Here is a 23,037-nt window from a genome sequence, read left to right as displayed (position 1 = left end):
GGCCCGGGTCAGGGGCGCAGGTCCTCCAGGCAGTGCAGGGCCTCGTCGAGGGCGGTGGGGAAGTCCATCTCCGGGTCGTTCGCCCACTCCAGGGAGACCTGGAGCATGACGCCGAACACGGCGCCGGTGTAGGCGCGGACGGCGGCCTCACCGGTTTCGCGGCCGGTGCGTTTGGCGACCTGTTCGGCCATGACCTGCATGGACCGGCTGATGCTGCCGAGTCCGGCGCCCCACAGTTCGGGTTCGGAGACGATGAGTATCCATCGCTCGCGCTGGAGGGCGAGTTCCTCCTCGGTGACGTCTTCGAGCATGGTCCTGATCGTCTGGCGTTCCGCCTGGATGAGCGGAAGGTCGGGCGACTGGGACTGGAACATCATCGCGAAGGGCAGGTCGTAGTCACGGGTGAAGACGAGGTCCTGCTTGGTCGGGAAGTAGCGGAAGACGGTGCTGGGAGCGACTTCGGCGGCTTCGGCGATCTGCTCGACCGTCGTTCCGGAGTAGCCCTGTTCTCTGAACAGCCGCACCGCCTCGCGCTGGATCGCGGCCTTGGTCCTGGCTTTCTTGCGTTCCCTGAGGCCGGGCCCGGTCTTCTTGGCCTGGTCAGGTGGCGTCTGCGGCATCATGCTCAGATTCTGCGGCCTTGACGGTGCTCTGCCCAACATTGCGGGGCAGCCACACGGCGGCGACCAGGACGCCGACGAGTCCGAGGAAGCCGGAGACGACGAGGACGATGTCGAGGGCGCTGACGAACGAGGAGCGGACGGATTCGGCGAGGTCGGAGGAGCTGATGGAGCGGGCGACGGCGAGGCCGCCGAAGACGGAGTCCTTGGCCGCGTCCTGGGCGGCGGCGGGGACGCCGGTGAGGTCGATGTCGCCTCGGTAGTTGCTGTTGAGGATGGAGCCGAGGATGGCCGCGCCGAAGCTGCCGCCGACGGTGCGGATGGACTGGTTCACGGCGGCGCCGACGCCGGCGCTGTCGTCGGAGAGGGCGCCGAGGGCGGCGTCCATGACGGTGGGCAGGGCGAAGCCGAGGCCGAGGCCGTAGGCGGCCGTCCATGCGGCGGCGAGTCCGGTGCCGCTGCCGACGTCGGTGGTGGCGCCGTAGAAGAGGGCGGCGCCGAGGAGGGCGAAGCCGATGCCGACGGACGTCTTGGGGCCGAGCGCCTTGGCCATGCGGTTGGCGACGGTGACGCCGACGAGGAGGCCGCCGACCATCGGCAGGAGGCGGATGCCGCTGCCCATGGCGTCGGTGCCGAGGATGGCCTGGTAGTACTGCGGCATCGTGAACAGCACGCCGAACATGGTGAAGTTGATGACGGTGCCGAGCATGGTGCCGGAGTTGAAGCGGGCGGAGCTGAAGAGGGAGAGGTCGACGAGGGGGTCGGGGACGCGCTTCTCCCACATCACGAAGCCGACGAGCGCGAGGAGGCCGCCGGCCATCGGGGCGAGCGTGGTGACGTCCGTCCAGCCTTTCTCGCCGCCCTGGATGACGCCGTAGGTGAGGGCGGTGAGGCCGAGGCTGGACAGGAGCAGTCCGCCGACGTCGAAGGGCTTGGCCTCGCTGGCCTTGGACTCGGGGAGCCAGGCGGAGACGGCGAGGTAGGCGACGATCACGACGGGGACGTTGATCAGGAAGACCGAGCCCCACCAGAAGTGGTTGAGCAGGTAGCCGCCGAGGATCGGGCCGAGGGGGTAGGCCAGCATCGCGGCGCCCGCGACGGCGCCGATCGCCTTGGGGCGTTCCTCGTCGTCGAACATCACCGGCAGGAGCGCCAGGATCGTCGGCATGATGAGCGCGCCGCCGAGGCCGAGGACCACGCGCGCGCCGATGAAGACGCCGGAGGTCGTGGCGTAGGCGCAGGCCAGTGAGCTGATGCCGAAGATCACCAGGGCGGCCAGCAGGACTTTCTTGCGTCCGAAGCGGTCGCCGAGCATCCCGGCGGGGATCATGCCGGCCGCGAACACGAGCGTGTACGAGGTGACGAACCACTGGAGTTGGGCGTTGTTCGCGCCCAGGTCCTCGGCCATGGCCGGCAGCGCGAGGCTCAGGATCGTCACGTCGAAGCCGACGGCCATCGACGCGAGGACGAGAGCCGCGACGGCCCACCACCTGCGCGCACCCAGTTCTTTCACGAGAGTCAACCTCCCAATGCGAGTCACATATCTAATGGGAGCCTACTCTCACTTTCTGTCGCCGGGTACCCCGCGCCACACGCCCAGGGGTGAACATCCGGCGCCCCGCACGCCACCCGCCGACGCCGTCGCCCCCGGGCGGCCCGGCCCCTCTTCGAACACCGGGCGGTCGTCATCGGCGACGACCTCGCGGAGCTGCTGTCCGCCGTCTCCGCACTGGCCGACGGCCGCGCCCCGGAGCCGGACCCGGCGGCCACCGCACCGCCCCTCGCCACCGTGTACGCCGCCGGCGCGCTCACCCTCGACGACGTGTCCCGGCTGCTCGACGCGGACGACGCGTACGACGCCGTCCTCGGCGAATTCGCCTTCCCCGCCCCCGAGCCGGGGGAGGTGCCCGTCGACTGGCGCCTCGTGCTGCGGGCCCCCGCCGGGACCTCGGCCGTCGATCTGCCGGTCTACCCCTTCCAGCCCACCCGTTACTGGCTGCACGACCACACCACTCTCACAGGAGCGCCCATGACCAGCACGCCCGACACCCCCGAGCAGGAGACGACCGCCCTGGAACGGCAGCTCGCCGCGGCCACGCCCGAGGAGCGCGAGCGGCTGCTCGTCGACACGATCCGCACGGAGGCGGGCGCCCTGCTCAACACCACTCTGGACGACGACAGCAACTTCCTGGAGAACGGCCTCAACTCCCTCATGGCCCTCGAACTCACCAAGACCCTCATGACGTTGACGGGGCTGGAGATCGCGATCGTCGAGAACCCGAGCCCCGGCGAACTGGCCCGGCATCTCGGCCGGGGACCGCTGCCTCACCCCGGCCGAGCCGGACGCACTCCGGTGCGTCTCCCGGGCCCGCGCGACAGGGTCAGTGGTCCGTACGCCGCGCGTGCGCCTCCGCCAGCAGGAGATACGCCGACGCCGTCCACGTGTACGCCCGGTCCCGCAGCCCCGTCCCGGTCAGCGCGTCGAAGTTCTCCGCGAAGCCGTGGGTTTCGCAGAGGGTGCGGAAGCGGGCGTTGATGTCGTCGGCGAGGCGGTGGTGGCCGGCGCGGCGCAGGCCGTCTTCGACGAGGACGGTGGCGGGGGCCCAGATGGGTCCGCGCCAGTAGCCGTCGGGCAAGTAGTAGGGGGAGTCGGTGAGTTCCGTGGCGAGGCCGTAGGGGGTGAGGTGGGATTTCACCCGGTCCGCCAGGGTGCCCGCGATGTCCGGCGGGAGGTGTTCGCCGAGGACGATCGGCATGAGGTCGAGGAGGCTGTCGCTGGTCCAGCTCTCGCCGGTGGCGGCGGAGCGGGTGACGAAACGGTCGCCGGTCCACAGTTCGCCGAGGAGGGCCGTCCGAGTTTCGCAGGCCAGCGCCGTCCAGCGGGCCGCCTCGTCCGGCTTCGCCAATTCCTCGGCCAGGTAGGCGAGTTCGTGGAGCTGGAGGATCAGGAACGCGGCGAGGTCGGCGGTGACGACGACCCGTTCGGGGTCGAACGTCGTCGCGTTGTCCCAGCCGCTGTCGTTGCCGTGCTGGTAGTGGGGCAGGGCGGCGCCGGGCGCCCGGCGGGCGGTGAGCCAGAACTCCGTCCAGCGCGCCAGGCGGTCGTAGGCCTCGGCGAGTCCGTCCCGGTCGGGGGGTGCCGGGAGGCGGCGGCGCAGCAGCCCGAACGCCCAGCCGTGGATGGGGGGTTTGACGAAGTTGCGCAGCACCTCGGAGTGCGTGACGGAGTCCGGGAGGGCGCCGCTCGCGTCCTGGTGGTCGAAGGGCAGCGCGAACTGGTCCCACGCCAGTTCGGGGCAACCCGGCGCCAGGGCGAGGGCGTTGAAGCAGTGGTCCCAGCTCCACACCTTGTCCATCCAGTGCTTGGACATCAGCACGCCGGGCCGCGTGACGAGCCCGGTGGGCGCCACGGTCGCCGACCACAGGACGTACGCGGCGAGTTCGGCGGCGGGTGTGTCGTCCGACCGCCACGGCGCGACGGCGTCGGCGAACTCCGCGAACGCCCCCCGCGCCCGCTCCACGACCTCCTCGAAGGTGCCGGACGACACGTACGGCGGGCGCGCGGTGTCGATCTCCTCGATCGCCAGCTCCCACTCCCCCGTGACGGTGACGCCCCGCTCCGCGCCGCCGAGGGCCTGTGCGCCGGTGACGTCGGCGAGGGTGCCGGACAAGGCGGTGACCCGGTAGCGGCGCCCGGTCTCGTAGGACGTGAAGACGTGGGCGCCGGCCGCCGGGTCGTGGAAGAAGTACGTCCCGCTGAACGGCGTCAGCGTCGGCGCGGCGGCGAACACCCCGGCGTCCAGACCGCGCCCGCGCAGCCGCAGCGTGTCCGGCGTCTCGTAGGCGAGTTCGACGCGCCCGGCCCCGTCGGCCCAGGTCAGCAGCCCGGGGACCGCCTCCACCCGGGTCTCGGCGCGCGCCCCGGTGCCCGGGTGGAGGGGGACGAGGCGCAGGACGCCGTGCATGCCGTTCTGGTGCGAGACGAGGTGGAGGTCGTCGGCGTACGTCTTCTCCGCGACGACGGGCGAGACGTCGAACCACGAACCGGAGTGGCTGAACGGGATGTCGCGGACGGAGAAGGCGGGACCGGAGGGGACAGCGGTCATGTGGGGAGACTCGTTTCTGGAACCGGGATCGAGCATGACGGTGTTCAGTCCTTGACCGCGCCCGCGGTGACACCCGCGGCGACATAGCGCTGGGCGAGCACGAGGATCACCGCGGCGGGCAGCGAGGCGACGACGGCGGTGGCCATCACCGCGTTCCATTCCTGGTTGTTGTTGCCGATGTAGTGGTAGATCCCGAGCGTGATCGGCTCGTGCGCCCCGCCGTTCACCAGGGTGCTGGCGAACACGAAGTCGGACCAGGACCACAGGAACGCGAACAGGGACACGGTGACGACGGCGTTGCGGCTCATCGGCAGGACGACCGACCAGAACGTCCGCAGCGCCCCGGCCCCGTCGGTCTTCGCGGCCTGGAGCAGCTCGCCGGGGATGCCGGACATGAACGCGGTGAAGATGAGCACCCCGAACGGCACGGCGAGCGTGGAGTCCGCGACGATCAGCCCCGGCACCGACTGGAGCACCCCGAGCTGGAGGTAGATCGCGTAGAACCCCATCGCCATGATGATCCCGGGGATCATCTGCGCGGCCAGCAGCACGAAGCTCAGCACGCCCCCGCCGCGTGGCCGGAGTTTCGCCAGTGCGTACCCGGCGGGCGCGGACAGCGCGACGGTGAGGACGACCGTCCCGAGCCCGACACCCAAGCTCGTGCCCAGGTAGGGGAGTTGGTCGTCGAGGACTCTGCGGTACCCGGCGAGCGTGCCGTGCGTGGGGAACAGGTCGGGCGGGCTCTTGCGCATGTCCTGGTCCCGGGTGAACGAGACGTTGACCATCCAGTAGACCGGGAAGAGCATGACCCCGGTCAGCAGCAGCCCGACTCCGGTCTTCCAACCCCTCTTGAAAAAACCCCGATTCATGCCATCGCCTGCTTCCGCTGCACCCTGAGATACCCGAACCCGAACACCAGCGCGGCGGCGACGAGCAGGTTCCCGACGGCCGCCCCCGGCCCGAACGCGGGCAGCAGGTTGCCGAACCCGAGCCGGTAGGACCAGGTCGCGAACGTCGTCGAGGAGTCCGCCGGGCCGCCCTTGGTCATGATCCAGATGATGTCGAACACCTTGAGCGTGTAGATCAGCCCGAGCAGCAGCGTGATCGCGGACACGGGCCGCAGCAGGGGAAAGGTGATCGACCGGAACCGCTGCCAGGCGTTCGCCCCGTCCAGCGAGGCCGCCTCGTACAGGCTCGCCGGGATGGACTGCAACCCGCTGTACAGGACGACGAGGTTGAACGGCACGCCGATCCAGATGTTCGCGACGATCACCGAGACCAGCGACCAGGACGGCGACGTCAGCCAGTTGACGGACCCCAGCCCGACAGCTTTCAGTGCCGCGTTGACGATCCCGGAGTCGCTGTTCAGCATCCACGACCAGGTCGACGCCGACACGATCAGCGGCAGCAGCCACGGCACGAGGAACAGGGCGCGCAGGGTCGCGGAGAGCCGGAAGTGCTGGTGGAAGAAGACCGCGAGGGCGAGCCCGATGGCGTACTGGAACACCAGGGACCCGAAGGTGAAAACGACGGTGTGGACGAGCGCGGGCGTGAACGTCGGATCGTCGAAGACCGTCCGGTAGTTGTCGAGCCCGGTGAAGGGCGCGTCGCCGTGCACGAAGGAGCGGACGGTGTAGTGACGCAGGCTCAGATCGAGGTTGCGGTAGAGGGGGTAGGCGTAGAAGAGGACGAGGTAGAGGGTGACCGGGGTGAGGAAGGCCCAGGCCGCCCACTGGGGTGAGCGGCGGCGCCTGTCCACGCGCGCCGGAGCGGTGGCCGCCTGATCACGTGCCATCTGCAACGTCACTTGACCGCGCCCTGCGCCGAAGACAGCGCGTCCTTCGGCGACTTGGAGCCGCTCAGCGCGGACTGCACGGCCTTCCACAACTGCTCGGAGATCTTGGGGTATTTGGTGCCGAGGTCGTCACTCGTACGCCCCTTGGCGGACTTGACCGCCTCGACCCACGGCTTCAACGCGGCGTTCGCGGCGACCTGTTTGGCCTGCACGCCGGCGGTGGGGGCGACGTAGGAGAGCGCGGAGTCCGTGTCGTACAGGCCCTGTTCGCTGGTGAGGCAGGTGGCGAGCTTCTGGGAGGTGGTGTAGCGGGCGGTGTCGTCCTGGACGGGAAGGGTGACGAACTCGCCGCCGGTCGGGGCGGGCGCGGAGGCACTGCTCTGGCCGGGGATCGGGAGGACGCCGTACTCGAAGCCGGCTTTCGCCGCGTTGGCGAGCTGCCAGGTGCCGTTCTCGGCGAAGGCGTAGTCGCCGGTGGCGAACTCCTGCCAGCTGGTGGTCTGGGTGTTGTTGAGGACGGAGTTGGGGGCGTAGCCGTTCTTCAGCCAGTCCTTCCAGAGGGTGAGGGCCGACTCGGCCTGGGCGGAGTCCAGTTGAGTGAGCTGGGCGCCGGATCCCCAGAACCAGGGCAGGAATTGGAAGCTGCCCTCTTCGGTGCCGATCGCGGAGAAGGTGATGCCCTTCTTGCCGGCCTTCTTCACCTTGTCGAGGGCGGCTGTCAGGGAGGCCCAGTCCTTGATCGTGGCGACATCGACGCCGGCCGCCTTGAGGACGGTCTTGTTGTAGTAGAGGGCGAGGGTGTTGGCGCCGATCGGGGTGCCGTACGTCTTGCCGCCGGACTGTCCCGCCGCGAGGAGGTTGGGGTCGACCTTCGCGGTGTCGAGCTTGTTGTCGGCGGTCGTGGTGAGGACGCCGGCCTCGGCGAGGGTGGAGACGACCGGGTTGTCGACGACGAGGACGTCCGGGGAGTTGCCCTGCTGGGCCGCGAGGAGCGTCTTGTTGGGGAGGTCGCTGGTGTCGAAGCCGGTCCGCTTGACCTTCACGCCGGCCTCGGTGCCGCACCGGTCGAGGAGCTTCACCCACGCCGAGTCCTTCGTGAACTGCGGGTAGGGGTCCCAGACGGTGTAGGAGCCCTTGCCGTCGGACCCGGAGGAACCGGACGACCCGGAAGAGCCGGAGGAGCAGGCGGTGGCGGCGGTGGCCACGGCGAGGGCGGTCAGGGCTGCGGCGGTCAGACGGCGTTGTCTGGAGGAGCTGTTCATCGCGGGGTTCCTTTGGTTGCGGGCATGGCGAGGCGAGGACATGCGCGGGGTGGGCAGGAACGTGCGGGGTGTTACGAGGTGTGCGGCACTGCGGGTCCGGTGCTGGCCCGCAGTGAGATCGGGGGTGTGAGGAGGTGGTGGCGGGGCGGCGCGTCGGGCTGGTCCAGCCGTTCCACCAGGAGGTCGACTGCGCGCCGTCCCATCTCCTCCGCCGGTACGTCGGCCGCCGTGAGCTGCGGCGTGACCGTCTCCGCCCAGCGGGCGGCCACGATCCCGGTGACGGAGAAGTCGCGCGGGACCTGGCGCCCGGCGTGCGCGAGGCCCCGGTGGACGCCGCCCAGGGACGCCTCGTTGAGGGTGACGAGGGCGCTGATGCCGGGGTCGTCGTGCAGCATCCGCTCCACGCACGCCTGCCCCGAGGCGGCGTCGTCCCCGCAGGGGTACGCCCTGACGGTCAGCCCGCGTTCGGCGGCGGCCTTGGTGAAGCCGTCGAGTCCTCGGTGGGCCGACTCGTAGCCGGCGCGCAGGAAATGCTCGGGGCGGTTGACGAGGGCGATCCGGCGGTGGCCGAGGTCGGCCAGGTGGTGGACGCAGGCGGCGGCGAGCGCGGTGTGGTCGACGCCGACCCACCAGCTCGTCTCGGGGTGCGCGGTGCGGCCGATGGTGACGGCGGGGAAGCCGAGCGCGGCCAGGTGGTCGACGCGGTCGTCCTGGAGGCGGATCTCCATGAGGATCGCGCCGTCCACCCGCCGCTCCCCCAGCAGGCGCTGGAAGGAGCGGTCGCTGTCGACGCCGCTCGGGGAGAGCAGGACGTCGTAGTCGTAGGAGGCCGCCGCCTCGACGACGCTGCCGATGAAATCGAGCTGCATGCCGGTGTAGTGGTCGCCGGCGGGCGGGAAGACCAGGCCGATCGTGCTGGTGCGGCCGTTGGCAAGGGCACGGGCGGAGGCGTTGGGGCGGTAGCCGAGTTCGTCGATGACGCGCTGGATCTTGCGGCGCGTCTCGTCGGAGACGGGGCGCTTGCCGCTGAGCGCGTACGAGACGGTGCTCCGGGAGACACCGGCCCGCCGCGCGATCTCACCGATGTTCACGGGCACTCCTGCTGGGTCGAACCGGTTCGGCCACGCCCCGGGCTGTCGAACCGGTTCGCGTGAAGTGAAGGTAGGAACTGCCGGAACCGCTGTCAACACCTCCGACGAGCTTCGTGGACGCCGGAAACAAGCGGTGCCGGGGGGATTGCCGGGCCCGCGCGCCGGTGCTAGCTTCCCGAACCGGTTCGATGAACTGATCCCTCCGCCTCCCCGCCCCCACAAGCCCGCTCGGCAACAGCACCCGCCCACATCGAACCGGTTCGACTCATGACGACCCACAGGATTGAGGACGCGATCCATGCCATCCCCTGAGAGAGACGCCCCACGCCGCGCCCCCGCCGCCGTGGCCCTCGCCCTCGGCGCCGGCCTCCTGGCCACCCCCACCACCCCCGCCCACGCCGTGCCGGACACCCCCACCCCCGTCGCCCACTACACCTTCGACCAGGACGACACCGCCTCCGGCACCATCCCCGACATCTCCGGCAACAACCTCACCGCGACCCTGGTCAACCCCTCCACCGCCGCCTCCGTCGCCGGCGCCACCGGCGGCAAGGCCCTGGCCCTGCCCGGCGGCGCCCCCACCTCGGCCGGTGCGTACGTCCGCCTCCCGCGCGAAGTCATCGGCGACGCCAGCGACTTGACGGTCTCGGCCCGCGTGAAATGGGGTACCGACTCCTCCCCCTGGCAGCGGATCTTCGACCTCGGCACCGACACCTCGAAGTACCTGTTCACGACCCCCTCCAACGGCGGCGTCCTGCGCACGGCCCTCACCACGGGCGGCGGAGGCGGCGAGGCGCAGGTCTCCGGGTACGCCCCGCTCCCGGCCGACCAGTGGCGGACCGTCACCGTCACCCTGGACACCGCCGCGGGCCAGGTCACCACCTACCTCGACGGCGTCGCGGTCTCCTCGGCGGCGACGACCGTCAAGGCGAAGGACCTCCTCTCCGGTTCGGCGACGACGGCCGGCTACATCGGCAAGTCTTTCTACCCCGACCCCCTCCTCAAGGCCTCGATCGACGACTTCGCCGTCTGGCACACCGCCCTCAGCCCCGAGCAGGTCGCGAGCCAGGTCGGCACGCTCCCCACACTCACCGCGCTCTCGCAGACGGCCTTCGAGGGCCGCACGACGACCGGCACGGCCCCGCCCCTGCCCGCCTCGGCGCGCGCCGCCTACTCCGACGGCTACGACCGCGACGCCCCGATCACCTGGGACGCCGTCCCCGCCGACAAGTACGCGAGACCCGGCACGTTCACCGTCGCCGGAACCGCCGCCGGACATGCCGTCACCGCGACCGTCACCGTCGTCCGCGAAGGCGCGCTGACCGTCGACCTCGCCTCCGACACCGGCAAGTTCCACGGCGGCGCGTCGGGGACGCTGTACGGGGTGTACGGGCCGGACGTGCCGACGAACAACCTCATCGAGGGCATGGGCTTGCGGACCGTGTCGACCAAGGCGCAGGACGGGCCGCAGCACCCGGGCGCGGACGCGCTGGACGTGGTGAAGCCGCTCGCGGACTCCACGGACGGCGACGTCTACATCTACATGACGGACATCCACCGGGGCTTCCCGTACCAGTGGCCGGGGAGTACTCCGGCGGAGAGGCTGAAGCTGTACGAGGAGAAGATGGCCCACCAGGTGGACCAGGTACTTCGGTTGCCGAAGCAGTACCAGGACAACATCGTCTTCGTGCCGTTCAACGAACCCGAGGGCAACATGTTCGGGACCGGCGAGTGGAGCTACAACAAGGTCAGTTGGCTGAGCGATCCGGCGGACTACTTCGCCGCGTGGGACTCGGCGTACAGGCTGATCAAGGGGAAGATGCCGGCCGCGCGGATCGCGGGGCCCAACACCAGTGTCCTGTACGCCCAGGTGAAGGGTTTCCTCACGCACGCGAAGGCAGCGGGGACGCTGCCCGACGTCGTCACCTGGCACGAGCTGAGCCACCCGGAGGCGGTGCGGCAGAGTGTCGCCGAATACCGGGGCTGGGAGCGGGAGTTGGGGATCGGCCCACTGCCGGTCAACATCAACGAGTACGCGTTCAACTACCACACCTCGGTGCCGGGCCAGATGATCCAGTGGGTCTCGGCGATCGAGGAGTCCAAGGTCGACGCGGACATCGCGTACTGGAACATCGACGGCAACCTCTCCGACTCGGCGGTCCAGTCGAACCGGGGCAACGGGCAGTGGTGGCTGCTGAATTCGTACGCCTCGATGAGCGGCCACACCGTCTCCGTGACCCCGCCGTTCCCGGGCCGGAACTACACGATGCAGGGCGTCGCCACGCTCGACGAGGGCAAGAAGCAGGCGCGGCTGCTCTTCGGCGGTTCGAACGGCAAGGGACACATCACGTTCTCCGGCGTCCCGCGCAAGGTGTTCGGCTCCCAAGTCCACGCCTGGGTACGGGAGATCGACTGGAGCGGGCAGATCGGCGACAACTCGGGTCCGAAGCTCCTCGCGGAGCAGAACCTGAAGGTCGCGGCGGACGGGACGGTCGTCGTGGACTTCGGTGACGGCACGCTGCCCGTACTCAAGGAGTCGTCGGCGTACGAGATCGTCCTCACCCCGGCCGGAAAGGCGCTCGGCACGCAGTCGGCGCCGGTGCGCTGGCAGGGGTCGTACGAGGCGGAGGACGCGGCGCACACCGGGTCCGGGTGGACGAAGAACGGGCCCGAGGGGTCGACGTCCGACGTGTCGAAGTTCTACACGTCCGGCGGGTACGACGTCGGCGGGCTGCGCACCGGCTCGGACGTCACCCTCGACTTCGCGGTCGACGTGCCCGAGGACGGCAGCTACGACCTGAGTGTCTTCGCCAACTCCCTCAACACCTACGACAAGGTCCAGGAACAGGGGCCCACGAACGTCTTCCTGCGTGTGGACGGCGCCGCCGAACAGGAGGTGCACCTCCCCCTCGGCTACAAGTGGGTCGTCTGGGACCACGCCGACACCAAGGTCCAACTCACCAAGGGCCGCCACACCTTGACGCTCGCCGCGAAGAGCCTCGACGGCAAACGTGGCACGAAGGGGGACGCGATCGTCGACCGCCTCACGCTGTCCCTGCCGTCGCCGAAGGCCGACACCCGGGTGTACGAGGGTGAGTTGGCGTGGCTCGCAGGCGGGGCGCGTCCCGTGTACGGCCCCGCGCTCACCGGGTCCGGCGCGGCGCAGGTCGGCCGGGGGCAGACGGCGACGTTCTGGGTGTACTCCCCCGCCGACCGCGAGGCCACCCTCAAGGTCGACGCCCTCGGCGGCGTGGGCGCGCGGCTGTCCGTCAACGGGAACGAGGTGCTGAAGCTCGGCCCCGGTAAGCGGGAGGTCGCCGTCTCCCTCTCCGGTGGCGTCAACAAGGTGACGCTGACCGGGAGTTCGGTACCGGCGCTGCTCGACCGGCTGACCGTCACACCCACCGAGGGCCGTCTTCCCGTGCGGACGTACGAGGCGCAGACCGCCGTTCTCACCGGGACCGCCACCCTCGCCGACCTCCCCCTGGCGACCGACGGCACGGCCGTCACCGGTGTCGGCGGCGACCCCGGCAACGACAACACGGCGACCTTCACCGTCACCGCCGACAATCCCGGCCTGTACGCGCTGCGCATCCGCTACTCCAACCCGGAGCAGTCCCCGGCCACCCACTACAACCCGGACCCGCTGGCCCGGCACGCCGACATCAGTGTCAACGGCGGGGCGGTGCGGCGGGTGAGCTTCCCGCACAGCTTCCACCAGGACAACTTCTGGGAGTTGACGGTTGCGGTGCAGCTCAAGAAGGGCGCGAACACTGTGTCGTTCAGGTCGGAGGAGTTGCCCGACTTCGACGGGACGACGTACGCCTCCGACACCTTCCCCGGGGTGCTCCTGCGTTCCCGGTACGCCCCGCTGATCGACCGGATCGCGGTGGCACCCTACTCACGAGAGGTCCGCTGACCCTGTTCCCGGGCGGCCCGGGGCGATGGTGCACAGGCGCTTCGTCGCCCGGGTCAGCCCCACGTACAGATCCCGCTCCCCGCCGGGCCGGGCGGCCGTGATGCCGTCGGGGTCGAGGACGACGACGCCGTCGAACTCCAGGCCGCGCGCCTGGGAGGCGGGGATCAGCTGGGCCCAGCGGGTCACCCCGGCGGCGTGCAGCGCGTCCACACGGGCGTCCGCGCAGATGACGCCGAGGAGTTCGCCGGGGTGGGCCGCGTGCTGGGCGCGGAGTTCCGCCGTGAGGGTGGCGGTGAGGGACTCCGGGCCGGCGGTGAGGGTGCGGGGTGTGTCGCCGTGCCGGATGGCGCTGCTGGGGGTCTGGCCCGGGGCGATGCGGGTCAGCAGGTCGTGGGTGGTGGCCAGGATCTCGACGGTCGTGCGGTAGCTGACCGTGAGGGTGTGCAGGTCGAAGCGCGGGCCGAGGTGCGGTGTGAGCGCCTCGGCCCAGTCGCGTGCGCGCGTCGTCGGTCCCGCCTGCGCGAAGTCCCCGACGAGAGTCATCGAGCGGGCGGGACAGCGCCTGACGACCATCCGCCACCGCATGTCGGTGAGTTCCTGCGCCTCGTCCACGACGACGTGCCCGTACGTCCGCGCGGGCGGTCCGTCGACGAGGCTCGCCGCCTCGTCCAGCAGGGGGACGTCCGCGTCGGACCAGGGGTCGCCGGGTGTCCGCTCCAGCAACGCGCGTTCGCCTGAGTCGAGTTGGGGGAGGTACGTGTCGAGCGAACGGAACAGCGCGTGGACGACGTCCTCGGGCGTGAGCGTCGGCCACAGCGCCTCGACCGCGCGGTCCACGGCGTCGTCGTCCAGCAGGGTGTCCCGTACGGCGTCCGCGTCGAACTCGTCGGCGGCGTCGCCGGCGGGCTCGTCGTCGTAGCCCAGTTTGCGCAGGTCGGCTCCGGCGACGCGGTCGAGGTCGAGGCCGGTCGCCTCGGTGAACTCGGTGTCGAAGCGGTCCAGGGTCTCCAGGGCCTCGCGTTCGAGGGCGTCGGTGACGGCGTCCACGAGGAGTTCCTTGAAGATCTGCCGGGCGCGGTTGTGCCCGAGGCCGGTCGCGACGGCGGCGTCCCGGGCCCGCGCGACCTCGTGCTCCGCGAGCCGGACCCCCTGCACGGCGAAGCCCCCGCGCACCGCCTGCCGTCCCCGCACCACGGCGGCCAGCGCGTCCGCGAACGCCGAACTCCCCTTGATCCGCGCCGACTCGGGCGGCTCCGTCGTCTTCGGCGTGATCCCGGCGAGTTCCTCGCAGGTCGCGAGGACGACATCGTTCTCCCCGAGGGAGGGCAGCACCTGGGAGACGTAGTCGAGGAAGCGGGTGTTCGGGCCGAGGACCAGCACCCCGCGTTCGGCGGCGCGCGGGAACGCGTACAGCGCGTACGCCGCCCGGTGCAGCGCGACGACCGTCTTTCCGGTGCCGGGGCCGCCCTGGACGACGGTCACGCCCCGGTTCGCCGAGCGGACGATCGCGTGCTGTTCGGCCTGGAGGGTGGCGACCGCCGTCCCCATCCGGCCCGTGCGGCGGGCCTGGAGGACTTCGGTGAGCGGGTTGTCGCCGAGGACGTCGTCGGGTCCCGCCTCGGAGCCGTCGAGGAGTTCGTCGTTGACGGCGCTCACCGCGCGGCCGGTCAGGCGCAGGTGGCGCCGGCGGCGCAGGCCCATCGGGCTGACGGCGGTCGCCTCGTAGAAGGGGCGGGCGGCCTCCGCGCGCCAGTCGACGAGGAGGGGGAGGTCGTGGTCGTCGGTGTGCAGGCCGAGGCGGCCGATGTGCAGGGCGGTGCCGTCGGCGCTGTCGATCCGGCCGAAGACCATGCCGCTCTCGGCGGCCTCCAGGCGGCGGATCTCGCCGGTGAGGCGGGCGGCGGCGAGGTCACGTTCGTACACCTCACGTCCGCCGTCCGCCAACTCGCCGAGGACGGCGGCGAGTTGGGCCCGGGAGGCGGCGACGCGCTCGTCGAACAGTCCGTACATGGTGGAAACGTGAGCCTGCTGCGCCGTCACCTGACGCGCGGGACCGTCGCTGATCTGCGACAACGGTGGGCCTCCTCTGGGTGCGGCTCACCACTATGCGGGTGGCCGCGCACAAAGGTAAGTCTTGACTTACCGTCAGCGCCGCGCCTCCGGCGGCCGTCACCCGTCGAGGACGTCGGGTGTGCGCAGCAGGCGCAGGAACGCCCGTACGCCCGCGATGATCTCCTTGTTGTCGGTGAGGCGGTCGATCGTGGCCTCGAACTCCCGTCCCAGCGCGGCGAGTCGGCGGTCGGTCTCCTCGGCGCGCTGGTACGTCGTCGCGGTCAGCGCGTCGACCGTGCGGCGGAGTTCGGCGAGGGCCCGGTACTGTTCCTCGGCCTTCTCCTCAAGGACCTGGTGCGCGGCCTCCGTTCGGGCGAGGCGGGCGCGCAGGTCGACGACGTCGTCGCGGGGGTGGGTGACCTCCCTGAGCAGGGTGCGCAGTCGGCGCCTGAGCTGGCCGAAGTAGGCTCCGGCGGGCCGGAAGAGGGTGCTGAGCAGGAAGAACCCGGCGAACCAGTAGCCGGTGAGGCCGCCGGTGGCCCAGGTGACCGCGAGGACGACCGCCGCTGTCAGGAGGTGACCGGCGAGGGCCGTGCGCAGCATCGCGCGGGCGATGCGGGCGGCCTCGGTGTCCCGCGCAGGGGGGACCTCGATGCCCTTCTCCCGGCTGACGGCGATCTCCGCGAGGACCGTGTGGGCGCGGAAGTACAGGTTCCAGGGGAGGGTCAGCAGGAGTGTCAGCCACAGGAGGCTCAGGACCCCCGCGCCGACGGTGAGGACGGCCTCGCCGGATGCGCCCGCCGTGTAGGCGAACACCAGCGCCGCGACGGCCACGGCGACCGCCGCGACCCCGCCCAGGAATCTGCCCATGCCCTTGTTCTCCCCCGCTCGTGCCGTTCCGCGCCTATCGTCCCCGGCGGGGGGTGGGGTGGCATGAGTAGGCGTACTCACCTCGTCAGTGGCAGCGGCCGTTCCCCTCCCGCGCCCCCACCGGTCCCGCTCCGGGGCGCGTCCACTGCGGGACCGCGCGGCCCGTCGGCCCCCACGTCGGGTTGCCGTCCGCGTCCGTGCTCCAGAACCAGCACGCGTCGCGTCCCTCGGGCCAGCCTTCGGGGGTGTCCTCCCAGGCTTCGCCCCGGCCGTAGGGCGTCATGTCGAGGAGGCCGAAGGCGGAGTTGACGCGTTCGTTGCCCCGGCCGGTCGTGCAGTAGGTCATGTACACGCGGTCGCCGTCGCGGAGGAAGCAGGTGAGGCGTCCCATGTCGATGACGGGTGCCGCGTCGATGCCGTGCACCGAGTACCAGGGCTCGGTGTAGCCCATGAAGTCGACGTAGGGGGCGACCTCGTCCCAGCGTCCTTCGGTGAGGACGGCGTAGGAGACGCCGCGCGCGCCGAGGTAGACGGCGGCGTCCTGGAGGTGCCAGGCGGTGGTGGTGCAGCCCGGGCACTGGTCCTGGTGCGGGGCGCCGTCGTGCCACATGTGCTGGTAGACGACGAGTTCGTCCCGGCCCTGGAACAGGTCGAGGAACGGGACCGGTCCGTCCGCCCCGACGACCTCGGTCTTCGCGTCGAACTCCACCATCGGGAGCCGGCGCCGGGCCGCCGCGATCGCGTCACCCTCACGGGTGTGCGCCTTCTCGCGGACCAGCAGTTCGTCCCGGGCTCTCTGCCAGGTGGCGAGGTCGACGACGGGCGGGCGTCCGGTGGACTGCGGCATGGGGTCCTCCATGGGGTGGGCACGGTCGTCTGATGAGACTCCCGGCCCGCCCGAAACTCATCGCACCCATTCCTCGATCAGCCGCACGGTCCGCTCCGGCTGCTCCTCGTGCACGTAGTGCCCCACCCCGGCCCAGTGTTCGACACGCGATCCGGACGTCCCCAGGCACCCCCTCTCCCACTCCGCCGCCTCGGCCGACGTCCAGACGGTGAGCGCCGGATGCGTGCGGCGGCCCAGATGGACCTCGGTGTGTTCGCGCACGCCGATCGCCCCCGGGTCGACGTACATCCCGGCGTACGCCTGCGCGATGACGTGGTCCGGCGTGCCGAGCATCGTGCGGATGTGGGCGGTGCGCAGGCCGGGCGGGGCCTGCGGGGAGAACGCGCCCGCGACGAACTCGGCCGCCGCGCGGGCCCCTTGGCTCTCGTACAGCGCCAACCGGGCCGGGATCCCGTCGACTTCGGTGCCGTGCGCGCCGTGCGCCGGGTCGAGGGCGACGAGGGAGCGGACCGACTCCGGGTGCCGGTCGGCGAGTTGGCTGACGACCTGGACGCCCATGGAGTGGCCGACGGCGACCACGGGGGCGCTGCCCCGGATCAGCGCCGCCAGGTCGTCCGCCATCTCGACGGGCGTGTTGCCCGTGTCGGGTACCTCCGAGCGGCCGTGGCCGCGCAGGTCGGGGACGATCACCCGGTACCGGGCCGCCAGCTCCTCGGCGTGGCGGGACCATTCACGGCCATCGCCGCCCCAGCCGTGCACGAGGAGCAGGGCGGGGCCGTCGGCGGGGCCGAGGGTGGTGGAGAAGAGGCGGACGGTCACAGGTGAAGCTCCCTCTCGGTGTCACTTGAGGCTGCCCATGAGGATGCCGCTGCGCCAGTACTTCTGGAGGGAGAACATGAACACGGCGAGCGGGATGATCGACAGCAGGGATCCGCTGAGGACGAGGGTGTTCATGTCGCGGGAGGTCTGCGCCTGCTGGACCCAGGAGAAGAGGCCGAGGGTCACGGGGAAGGAGCGTTCGCCGTTGAGCATGAACAGGGGGAGGAAGAAGTTGTTCCAGATGTTGACGAAGTCGAGCATGAAGATGGTGATGCCGCCGGTCCGCATCAGCCGCAGGGCGATCGAGAAGAAGACGCGCGTCTCGCTCGCCCCGTCGATCCGGGCGGCCTCCAGGAGTTCGGCGGGGACGGAGCTGTCGGCGTAGACCTTGCCGAGGTACACGCCGAACGGGTTGATGAAGTACGGGATGAGCACCGCCCACACCGTGTTGGTGAGCCCGATCTCCGCGAACACCAGGTACAGCGGGAACGCCAGCAGGGTGCTCGGCAGCAGCGACGCCCCGACGATGACCCCGAACAGCGCGCCCCGGCCCCGGAATTCGTACTTCGCGAGCCCGTACCCGGCGGCCAGCGAGATGAGCGTCGAACCGGCGGCCCCGACGGTCGAGTAGAGCACCGAGTTGAAGATCCACCGCCCGAACACCCCGTCGTGGTACTCCCACACGGCCTGGAAGTTGTCGGCGAGGTGGTTGCCGGAGAACCACAGCCCGAACGTCGAGTACAGGTCGGTCTGGTTCTTCGTCGACGCGACCAGCAGGAACCAGGTCGGCGCGAGGGAGTACAGCAGGAAGACGATCAGCAGCCCGGTGGTGAGCGCCACCGCAGGGCGGCTGGGACGGACCCCGGCGTTCATGAGACCTTCCTGTTCGTGACGCGGTAGAAGACGAAGGCGAGGATGCCGGTGACGACGGCGAGGACGAGGGACTCGGCGGCGGCGTACTGGTAGTCGCCGGTCTTGAACGCCCGGTCGAAGATCTCCAGCATCGGTGTGAAGTCCGTACTGATCGACTCCGGCGCCACGTACCTGAGGAACAGTGGCTCGGTGAACAGCTGGAGCCGTCCGATCAGGGAGAACATGCCGGTCAGGACGAGGATCCCGGTGATGTTCGGGACCTTGATGGACCAGGCGATCCGCCACTCCTTCGCGCCGTCGATCCGCGCCGCCTCGTACAGCTCACGCGGCAGCGCCTGGAGGGAGGCGGAGATCAGGATCATGTTGAACCCGATGCCCTGCCAGGTCAGCAGGTTCCCCAGCGACAGATAGGTGTTGACGCCGCCGAAGAACGAGACGTCCGAGCCGAGCAGGTCGGCGATCGGGCTCGCGGTCGGGCTGTAGAGGAACAGCCAGATCAGGGTGGAGACGACGCCGGGGATGACGTACGGGATGAGCAGCCCGGCGCGGAAGAACCGCACCGCGCGGGCGGCGACGCCGTCGAGGAGCAGGGCCAGCAGGAGGGAGACGCCCAGCATGACGGCGATCTGCGCGGCGCCGAAGAGGAGGGTGCGCAGCATCGCCGTCCAGAAACCGCCGTCGGCGAGGATCGCCGAGAAGTGGGCGAAGCCGGCGAAGACGGTGCGGGTGGGGCCGAAGCCGATGCCGCTGCTCTTCTTCTCCTGGAGGCTCTGGCCGAAGGCGTAGCCGATGGGGACGACGTAGGTGAGGAGGAAGCCGAGGAGGAAGGGCAGCATGAACAGCAGGCCCTTGGCTCCGCCGCGTCTCCTCTTTCGTCTGACCGGGGCGGGGGCCGTGGAGGCCGCCTTCGCCGGTCGCATCAGGGTGGACAACGATGTCTCCCGCTCTTTCTCAGCCGGCCGCGGCGGCCTTGACGCCCTTGTTCTTCAGGTCGGTCAGCACCCAGTCCTGAAGGTGCGTCAGCATGTCCTTCACGGTGAGCTGCTTCTTCATGACCTTCCCCCACTCCTTCTGCATCTCGGAGTACATGGCCGCGTAGTTCGGCCCGTAGCTCCACTGGTCGCCGACCTGGGCGGCGGAGGCCGTGATGATCTGCTCGCTGTTCGACTTCCCGTTGAACATGTCCGGCGGGACGAGTTTGCCGACGTACGGCGAGACGTCCTTCACCGCCGGGAAGAGGCCCGACTTGGAGGCGGGGTCCGTGAGGGCCGTCAGGGACTCCTTGCTGCTGGACAGCCAGGCCGCGAACTCGGCCGCCCTGTCGGGGTACTTGCAGCCCTTGAGGACGGCGGTGACGTCGAAGTTGCTGGACGTGCGGGGCTTGGCCGGGTCGAAGACGGGGGCGGGGGCGAGCTGCCATGTCCCCTTGGACTTCGGGAAGTTGGTGTCGTAGATCGGCAACTGCCAGGTGGACGTGGTCATCAGGATCGTCCGCCCCAGGTCCCAGGTCTTGAAGACACCCGGGTCGGAGTACGAGGCGTTGGAGGCGAGGCCGTCGTCCACCAGTTGCTGGACGATGTCGGCGGCCTTGAGCGCCTCGGGTGAGGTGAAGCCGATCTCCCAGTGGTCCCCGGCGAGCTTGTACCACGCGGCGCCCGCCTGCCAGGAGAGGTCGACGAGGGTGCTCGGGTCCTCGCCGGCCATGTTGAAGATCTTGACGCCCTTGTCCTTCGCCTGCACCGCTTTTCCGGCCGCGATGACGTCGGCCCACGTCGTCGGCGCCTTGACGCCGTACTTCGCGAAGAGGTCGGCGCGGTAGGCGGTGAACAGCGGGGAGGAGCCCGTGGGGATGCCGTAGGTGGCGCCGCCGGGGCTGACCGCGTTCCACGCCGGGACGGTGTAGCGCGCCTGGTAGGGGGCGGCGAGCTTGCTGATGTCGGTGAGGAGGCCGTCGGCGGCGAAGGTCGCCAGGTTCATGCCGTCCATCTTGGAGAGGCAGGGCGCGTTGCCCGAGGTGATGGCGGCGCGGAGCTTCTGGTAGACGGTGTCCCCGGCGGCGTTGACGTACTTCACCTGGGTCTCGGGGTGCGCCTTGTTCCACACCTCGGTCTGCTGCTGGATGCCTTCCGTCCAGCCCCAGAACTCGAAGCTGACGTCGCCCTTGCTGGTCCTGCCCGCCGCGCTGTCGTCGTCACCGCCGCCGCAGGCGGTCAGCGCGAGGGAGAGACAGAGGGTGACGCCGGCCAGGGATCTCGTACGCGTGGTGCTCATCGGTCCTCCGGAGAAAGGGGGTGCCGTTTGGGTAGTAACCGTTTGCCGTGACCGTAGGGCCGAAACAGGTTTGTCACAAGAGGTTGGAGTGGAATACGTTTTCTACGCGCGGACGCCGACCGTCCACCGGGCGCTACGGTCGGGACTTCCACCCCCTCCTCAGGAGTGTCCCCCTTGTCCTGCGCTTCCGCCCTTGAACGCCACCAAGTCGCCTTCTACATCGGCGCTTTGGGCGTCGGCGGGGTCCTCGGGCTGACGGCCCCCGGTGCCGGGCCCGGCCTGGAGCACGCGATCAACCCGGCGCTGGCGGCCCTGCTGTACGTGACGTTCCTCCAGGTGCCGGCCGCCGAGCTGGTCCGTTCGCTGCGGGCGGGGCGTTTCCTCGGGGCGGCGCTCGTGGTGAACTTCGTCGTCGTGCCGCTCGTCGCCCTGGGCATGTCGGGGTTGCTGCCCGCCGACCGGGCCGTGCGGCTCGGGGTGCTGCTGGTGCTGCTCGCGCCGTGCGTCGACTATGTGATCGTCTTCAGCTCTCTCGCGGGCGGCAGCGGTGAGCGGCTCCTCGCGGCGACGCCGTTGCTGCTGCTCGCGCAGATGGTGCTGCTGCCGGGGTACCTGTTCCTGTTCCTCGGGCCGGATCTCGCGGAGGTCGTCGACACCGGGCCCTTCGTGGAGGCGTTCCTCGTGCTGATCGTCGTGCCGCTGGCGCTCGCGTGGCTCACGCAGGCGTGGGCGGGGCGGCGCGTCGTGGACGCCGTGGGTGTGAGCATGGTTCCCCTCATGGCCGTCACCCTGCTGACCGTCGTCGCCTCCCAGGTCCCGAAGCTCGACGGCACGGGCCGGCTGGCCGACGTCGTCCGTGTCGTGCCGGTCTACGTGGCGTTCCTCGTCGTGATGCCGTTCGCCGCGCTGGCCGTCGTCCGGATGTTCCGGCTCGGCACGCGGGACGGGCGGGCGATCGTCTTCACGGGTGCCACCCGTAACTCGCTGGTCGTCCTGCCTCTGGCGCTGTCGCTGCCCGACGCCTTCGCGGTGGCCGGGGTGGTCGTCGTGGCGCAGACGCTGGTGGAGGTCGTGGGGATGGTCGTATACGTGCGGGTGGTGCCCCGGCTGCTGCGTTAGGGGGTGCGGACGGCCGGTTCGAGGAGGGCGAGGGTGCGCTCGCCCGCGTCGAGTGCGGCGCGGACGCCGACCGGCATCGGCAGGTTGGGTCCGGCGTGGCCGAACTCGACGCCGCCGAGGACCGGGATGTCGCGGTCGCCGAGGGCGTCGAGGACGAGTTCGGCGAGGGCGGGGGCGGTGCCGGAGGTGCCGAGCCCGTCGATGTCGTGCGGGATGCCGACGACCATGCCGGAGATCCGGTCGAGGATGCCGGAGTGGCGGAGCACCTGGAGGTAGCTCCACACGTGCGCCGCCTGCCCGCCCATCTCCTCCCAGAACAGCACCGCGCCGTCGAACCGCTCCAGGGGAAGCGCGTACGGCGTCGCCTGCGCGAGCGCGATGCGGTTGATCACCCCGCCGATCAGCGGACCCTCGGCCCGGCCCGCCCGCCAGCACTCCCAGGACGGTGTGACCGGCAGCGCGCCGATCGGGTCACCGCTGGTCAGCAGGGTCGAGTACAGCTTCTCCAGCACGGCTCGCCGCTCAGGCGGCGCGGTCCGCCACTTGCCGCCGAGGCCGGAGGTGGCGACGTCGGCGTGGAACCCGACCAGTCCGGTGCGGGCGTGCAGCACGAGGTGCAGCAACGAGATGTCGCTGTACCCGAGGATCGGCTTCGGGTCCGCGAGGACCGCGTCGAAGTCGATGAGGTCGAGGTACCCGAGCACGTTCTGCCCTCCGTCGTGCGCGACGATCGCCCGCACCTCCGGATCCCGCAGCAGCGCGTTGAACTCCCCCGCGATCTCCCCCGGCGTCCCCGCACCCCACCACCTGCGCCGCCCCACCTCCAGCAGCGGCGCCCGCCGCACCCGGAACCCCATCCCCTCCAGCACCGCCACCGCCCGCTCCAGATCCGGCTCGTACTCGGCGTGCAACGGCCCGGACAACGACGCGACGACGACGAGATCCCCGGGCGCCAGAGCACGAGGACGCAGCAGCACAGTTCCAGTCACCGGCGCAGTATGCCGATCCCCTCACCGGGCCACCACTCGATTACCGCCCACAGCACGAGCCCCAGACAGCTGAACCCCGCACCCAGCACACAGACGGCCGCCCAACCCGCCACGGCGTAGAGGGAAGTGGCCGCGAGGGCGCCGACCGCGCTGCCGACCGAGTAGAAGATCATGTATCCGCCGATCACCCGGCTTCCCGCGTCGGGGTGCGCCGCGTGGATCAGGGTCTGGTTGGTGACGTGCACCGCCTGCACGGCGAGGTCCAGCAGGACCACACCGGCGACCAGCGCCCACAGCGAGCGCTCGGTGAACGCCAGCGGCAGCCACGAGACGGTGAGCAGCGCCAGCGCGGCACCGGTCGTACGGCGGTGGAGTCCCCGGTCGCCCAGCCGCCCCGCCGCGCC

18 protein-coding genes and 1 pseudogene are annotated in these 23,037 nt (G+C 70.6%); 3 read left to right on the top strand and 16 right to left on the bottom strand.

From position 1 onward, the window contains the following. Nucleotides 1-8: 8 nt before the first annotated feature. The gene (locus ACVNF4_RS10090; protein ID WP_461802375.1) at nucleotides 9-623 is read right to left on the bottom strand and encodes a TetR/AcrR family transcriptional regulator; all 615 of its coding nucleotides are present in this window, start codon (nucleotides 621-623) and stop codon (nucleotides 9-11) included. Next, nucleotides 601-2,133, bottom strand: a complete 1,533-nt coding sequence (locus ACVNF4_RS10085; protein WP_461802387.1) for a DHA2 family efflux MFS transporter permease subunit — start codon at nucleotides 2,131-2,133, stop codon at nucleotides 601-603. Before ACVNF4_RS10085 ends, ACVNF4_RS10090 begins: the two co-directional genes overlap by 23 nt. A gap of 516 nt (nucleotides 2,134-2,649) precedes the next feature. Between ACVNF4_RS10085 and ACVNF4_RS10080 the strand changes: the two are divergent. Beyond that, nucleotides 2,650-2,916, top strand: a pseudogene (locus tag ACVNF4_RS10080) (acyl carrier protein); the annotation flags it as partial. Between the two features lie 85 nt (nucleotides 2,917-3,001). Here ACVNF4_RS10080 and ACVNF4_RS10075 read toward each other — a convergent pair. From ACVNF4_RS10075 to ACVNF4_RS10055, 5 genes are all read right to left on the bottom strand, one after another. After that, nucleotides 3,002-4,726, bottom strand: coding sequence for an amylo-alpha-1,6-glucosidase (locus tag ACVNF4_RS10075; RefSeq protein ID WP_461802374.1), 1,725 nt, complete (start codon nucleotides 4,724-4,726; stop codon nucleotides 3,002-3,004). A 44-nt stretch (nucleotides 4,727-4,770) separates the two neighbouring features. Then, nucleotides 4,771-5,595 carry a carbohydrate ABC transporter permease gene (locus ACVNF4_RS10070; protein WP_461802373.1) on the bottom strand — a complete coding sequence of 275 codons (825 nt, stop codon included), beginning with the start codon at nucleotides 5,593-5,595 and terminating at the stop codon, nucleotides 4,771-4,773. Then, the gene (locus ACVNF4_RS10065; RefSeq protein WP_461802372.1) at nucleotides 5,592-6,521 is read right to left on the bottom strand and encodes a carbohydrate ABC transporter permease; all 930 of its coding nucleotides are present in this window, start codon (nucleotides 6,519-6,521) and stop codon (nucleotides 5,592-5,594) included. Before ACVNF4_RS10065 ends, ACVNF4_RS10070 begins: the two co-directional genes overlap by 4 nt. 8 nt (nucleotides 6,522-6,529) lie before the next feature. Further along, nucleotides 6,530-7,783, bottom strand: a complete 1,254-nt coding sequence (locus ACVNF4_RS10060; RefSeq protein ID WP_461802371.1) for a sugar ABC transporter substrate-binding protein — start codon at nucleotides 7,781-7,783, stop codon at nucleotides 6,530-6,532. Nucleotides 7,784-7,854: 71 nt separating this feature from the next. Beyond that, entirely contained in the window at nucleotides 7,855-8,874 is a 1,020-nt protein-coding gene (locus tag ACVNF4_RS10055) for a LacI family DNA-binding transcriptional regulator (protein WP_461802370.1), read from the bottom strand. Between the two features lie 298 nt (nucleotides 8,875-9,172). Here ACVNF4_RS10055 and ACVNF4_RS10050 point away from each other — a divergent pair, with 298 nt between their 5' ends. Beyond that, nucleotides 9,173-12,793, top strand: coding sequence for a LamG-like jellyroll fold domain-containing protein (locus ACVNF4_RS10050; protein WP_461802369.1), 3,621 nt, complete (start codon nucleotides 9,173-9,175; stop codon nucleotides 12,791-12,793). Here ACVNF4_RS10050 and ACVNF4_RS10045 read toward each other — a convergent pair. From ACVNF4_RS10045 to ACVNF4_RS10015, 7 genes are all read right to left on the bottom strand, one after another. Then, complete coding sequence (locus tag ACVNF4_RS10045; RefSeq protein WP_461802368.1) at nucleotides 12,776-14,866, bottom strand: HelD family protein; 2,091 nt, start codon at nucleotides 14,864-14,866, stop codon at nucleotides 12,776-12,778. The genes ACVNF4_RS10050 and ACVNF4_RS10045 overlap by 18 nt on opposite strands. A gap of 96 nt (nucleotides 14,867-14,962) precedes the next feature. After that, entirely contained in the window at nucleotides 14,963-15,715 is a 753-nt protein-coding gene (locus ACVNF4_RS10040) for a hypothetical protein (protein WP_461802367.1), read from the bottom strand. An 85-nt stretch (nucleotides 15,716-15,800) separates the two neighbouring features. Then, nucleotides 15,801-16,562, bottom strand: a complete 762-nt coding sequence (locus ACVNF4_RS10035) for a DUF899 family protein (RefSeq protein ID WP_461802366.1) — start codon at nucleotides 16,560-16,562, stop codon at nucleotides 15,801-15,803. 57 nt (nucleotides 16,563-16,619) lie between these two features. Continuing rightward, entirely contained in the window at nucleotides 16,620-17,381 is a 762-nt protein-coding gene (locus tag ACVNF4_RS10030; RefSeq protein WP_461802365.1) for an alpha/beta fold hydrolase, read from the bottom strand. Nucleotides 17,382-17,402: 21 nt separating this feature from the next. Continuing rightward, nucleotides 17,403-18,254: a carbohydrate ABC transporter permease gene (locus ACVNF4_RS10025; protein ID WP_461802364.1), complete on the bottom strand. Its 852-nt coding sequence runs from the start codon at nucleotides 18,252-18,254 to the stop codon at nucleotides 17,403-17,405. After that, nucleotides 18,251-19,186 (bottom strand): carbohydrate ABC transporter permease, encoded by a 936-nt coding sequence (locus tag ACVNF4_RS10020; RefSeq protein WP_461802363.1) that lies wholly within the window; start codon nucleotides 19,184-19,186, stop codon nucleotides 18,251-18,253. Before ACVNF4_RS10020 ends, ACVNF4_RS10025 begins: the two co-directional genes overlap by 4 nt. Before the next feature lie 19 nt (nucleotides 19,187-19,205). Next, a complete protein-coding gene (locus ACVNF4_RS10015) occupies nucleotides 19,206-20,525 on the bottom strand; it encodes an ABC transporter substrate-binding protein (protein WP_461802362.1) in 1,320 nt (439 codons plus the stop codon). A gap of 174 nt (nucleotides 20,526-20,699) precedes the next feature. On the opposite strand from ACVNF4_RS10015, the gene ACVNF4_RS10010 reads away from it, so the two are divergent. Next, on the top strand, nucleotides 20,700-21,644 hold the full coding sequence (locus tag ACVNF4_RS10010; RefSeq protein WP_461802361.1) for a bile acid:sodium symporter: 945 nt from the start codon (nucleotides 20,700-20,702) through the stop codon (nucleotides 21,642-21,644). Here the strand turns inward: ACVNF4_RS10010 and ACVNF4_RS10005 are convergent. Both ACVNF4_RS10005 and ACVNF4_RS10000 read right to left on the bottom strand, forming a co-directional pair. After that, entirely contained in the window at nucleotides 21,641-22,633 is a 993-nt protein-coding gene (locus ACVNF4_RS10005; RefSeq protein ID WP_461802360.1) for a S66 peptidase family protein, read from the bottom strand. The two genes, ACVNF4_RS10010 and ACVNF4_RS10005, sit on opposite strands and share 4 nt — an antisense overlap. Continuing rightward, nucleotides 22,630-23,037: MFS transporter (locus ACVNF4_RS10000; protein WP_461802359.1), on the bottom strand; the 408-nt coding region annotated here is incomplete at its 5' end. The genes ACVNF4_RS10005 and ACVNF4_RS10000, both read right to left, overlap by 4 nt.

It is taken from the genome of Streptomyces sp. S6 (genome assembly GCF_054880855.1).
The sequence above is the reverse complement of the archived record's forward strand: the minus strand, read 5'-3'. Positions and strand labels throughout refer to the sequence as shown.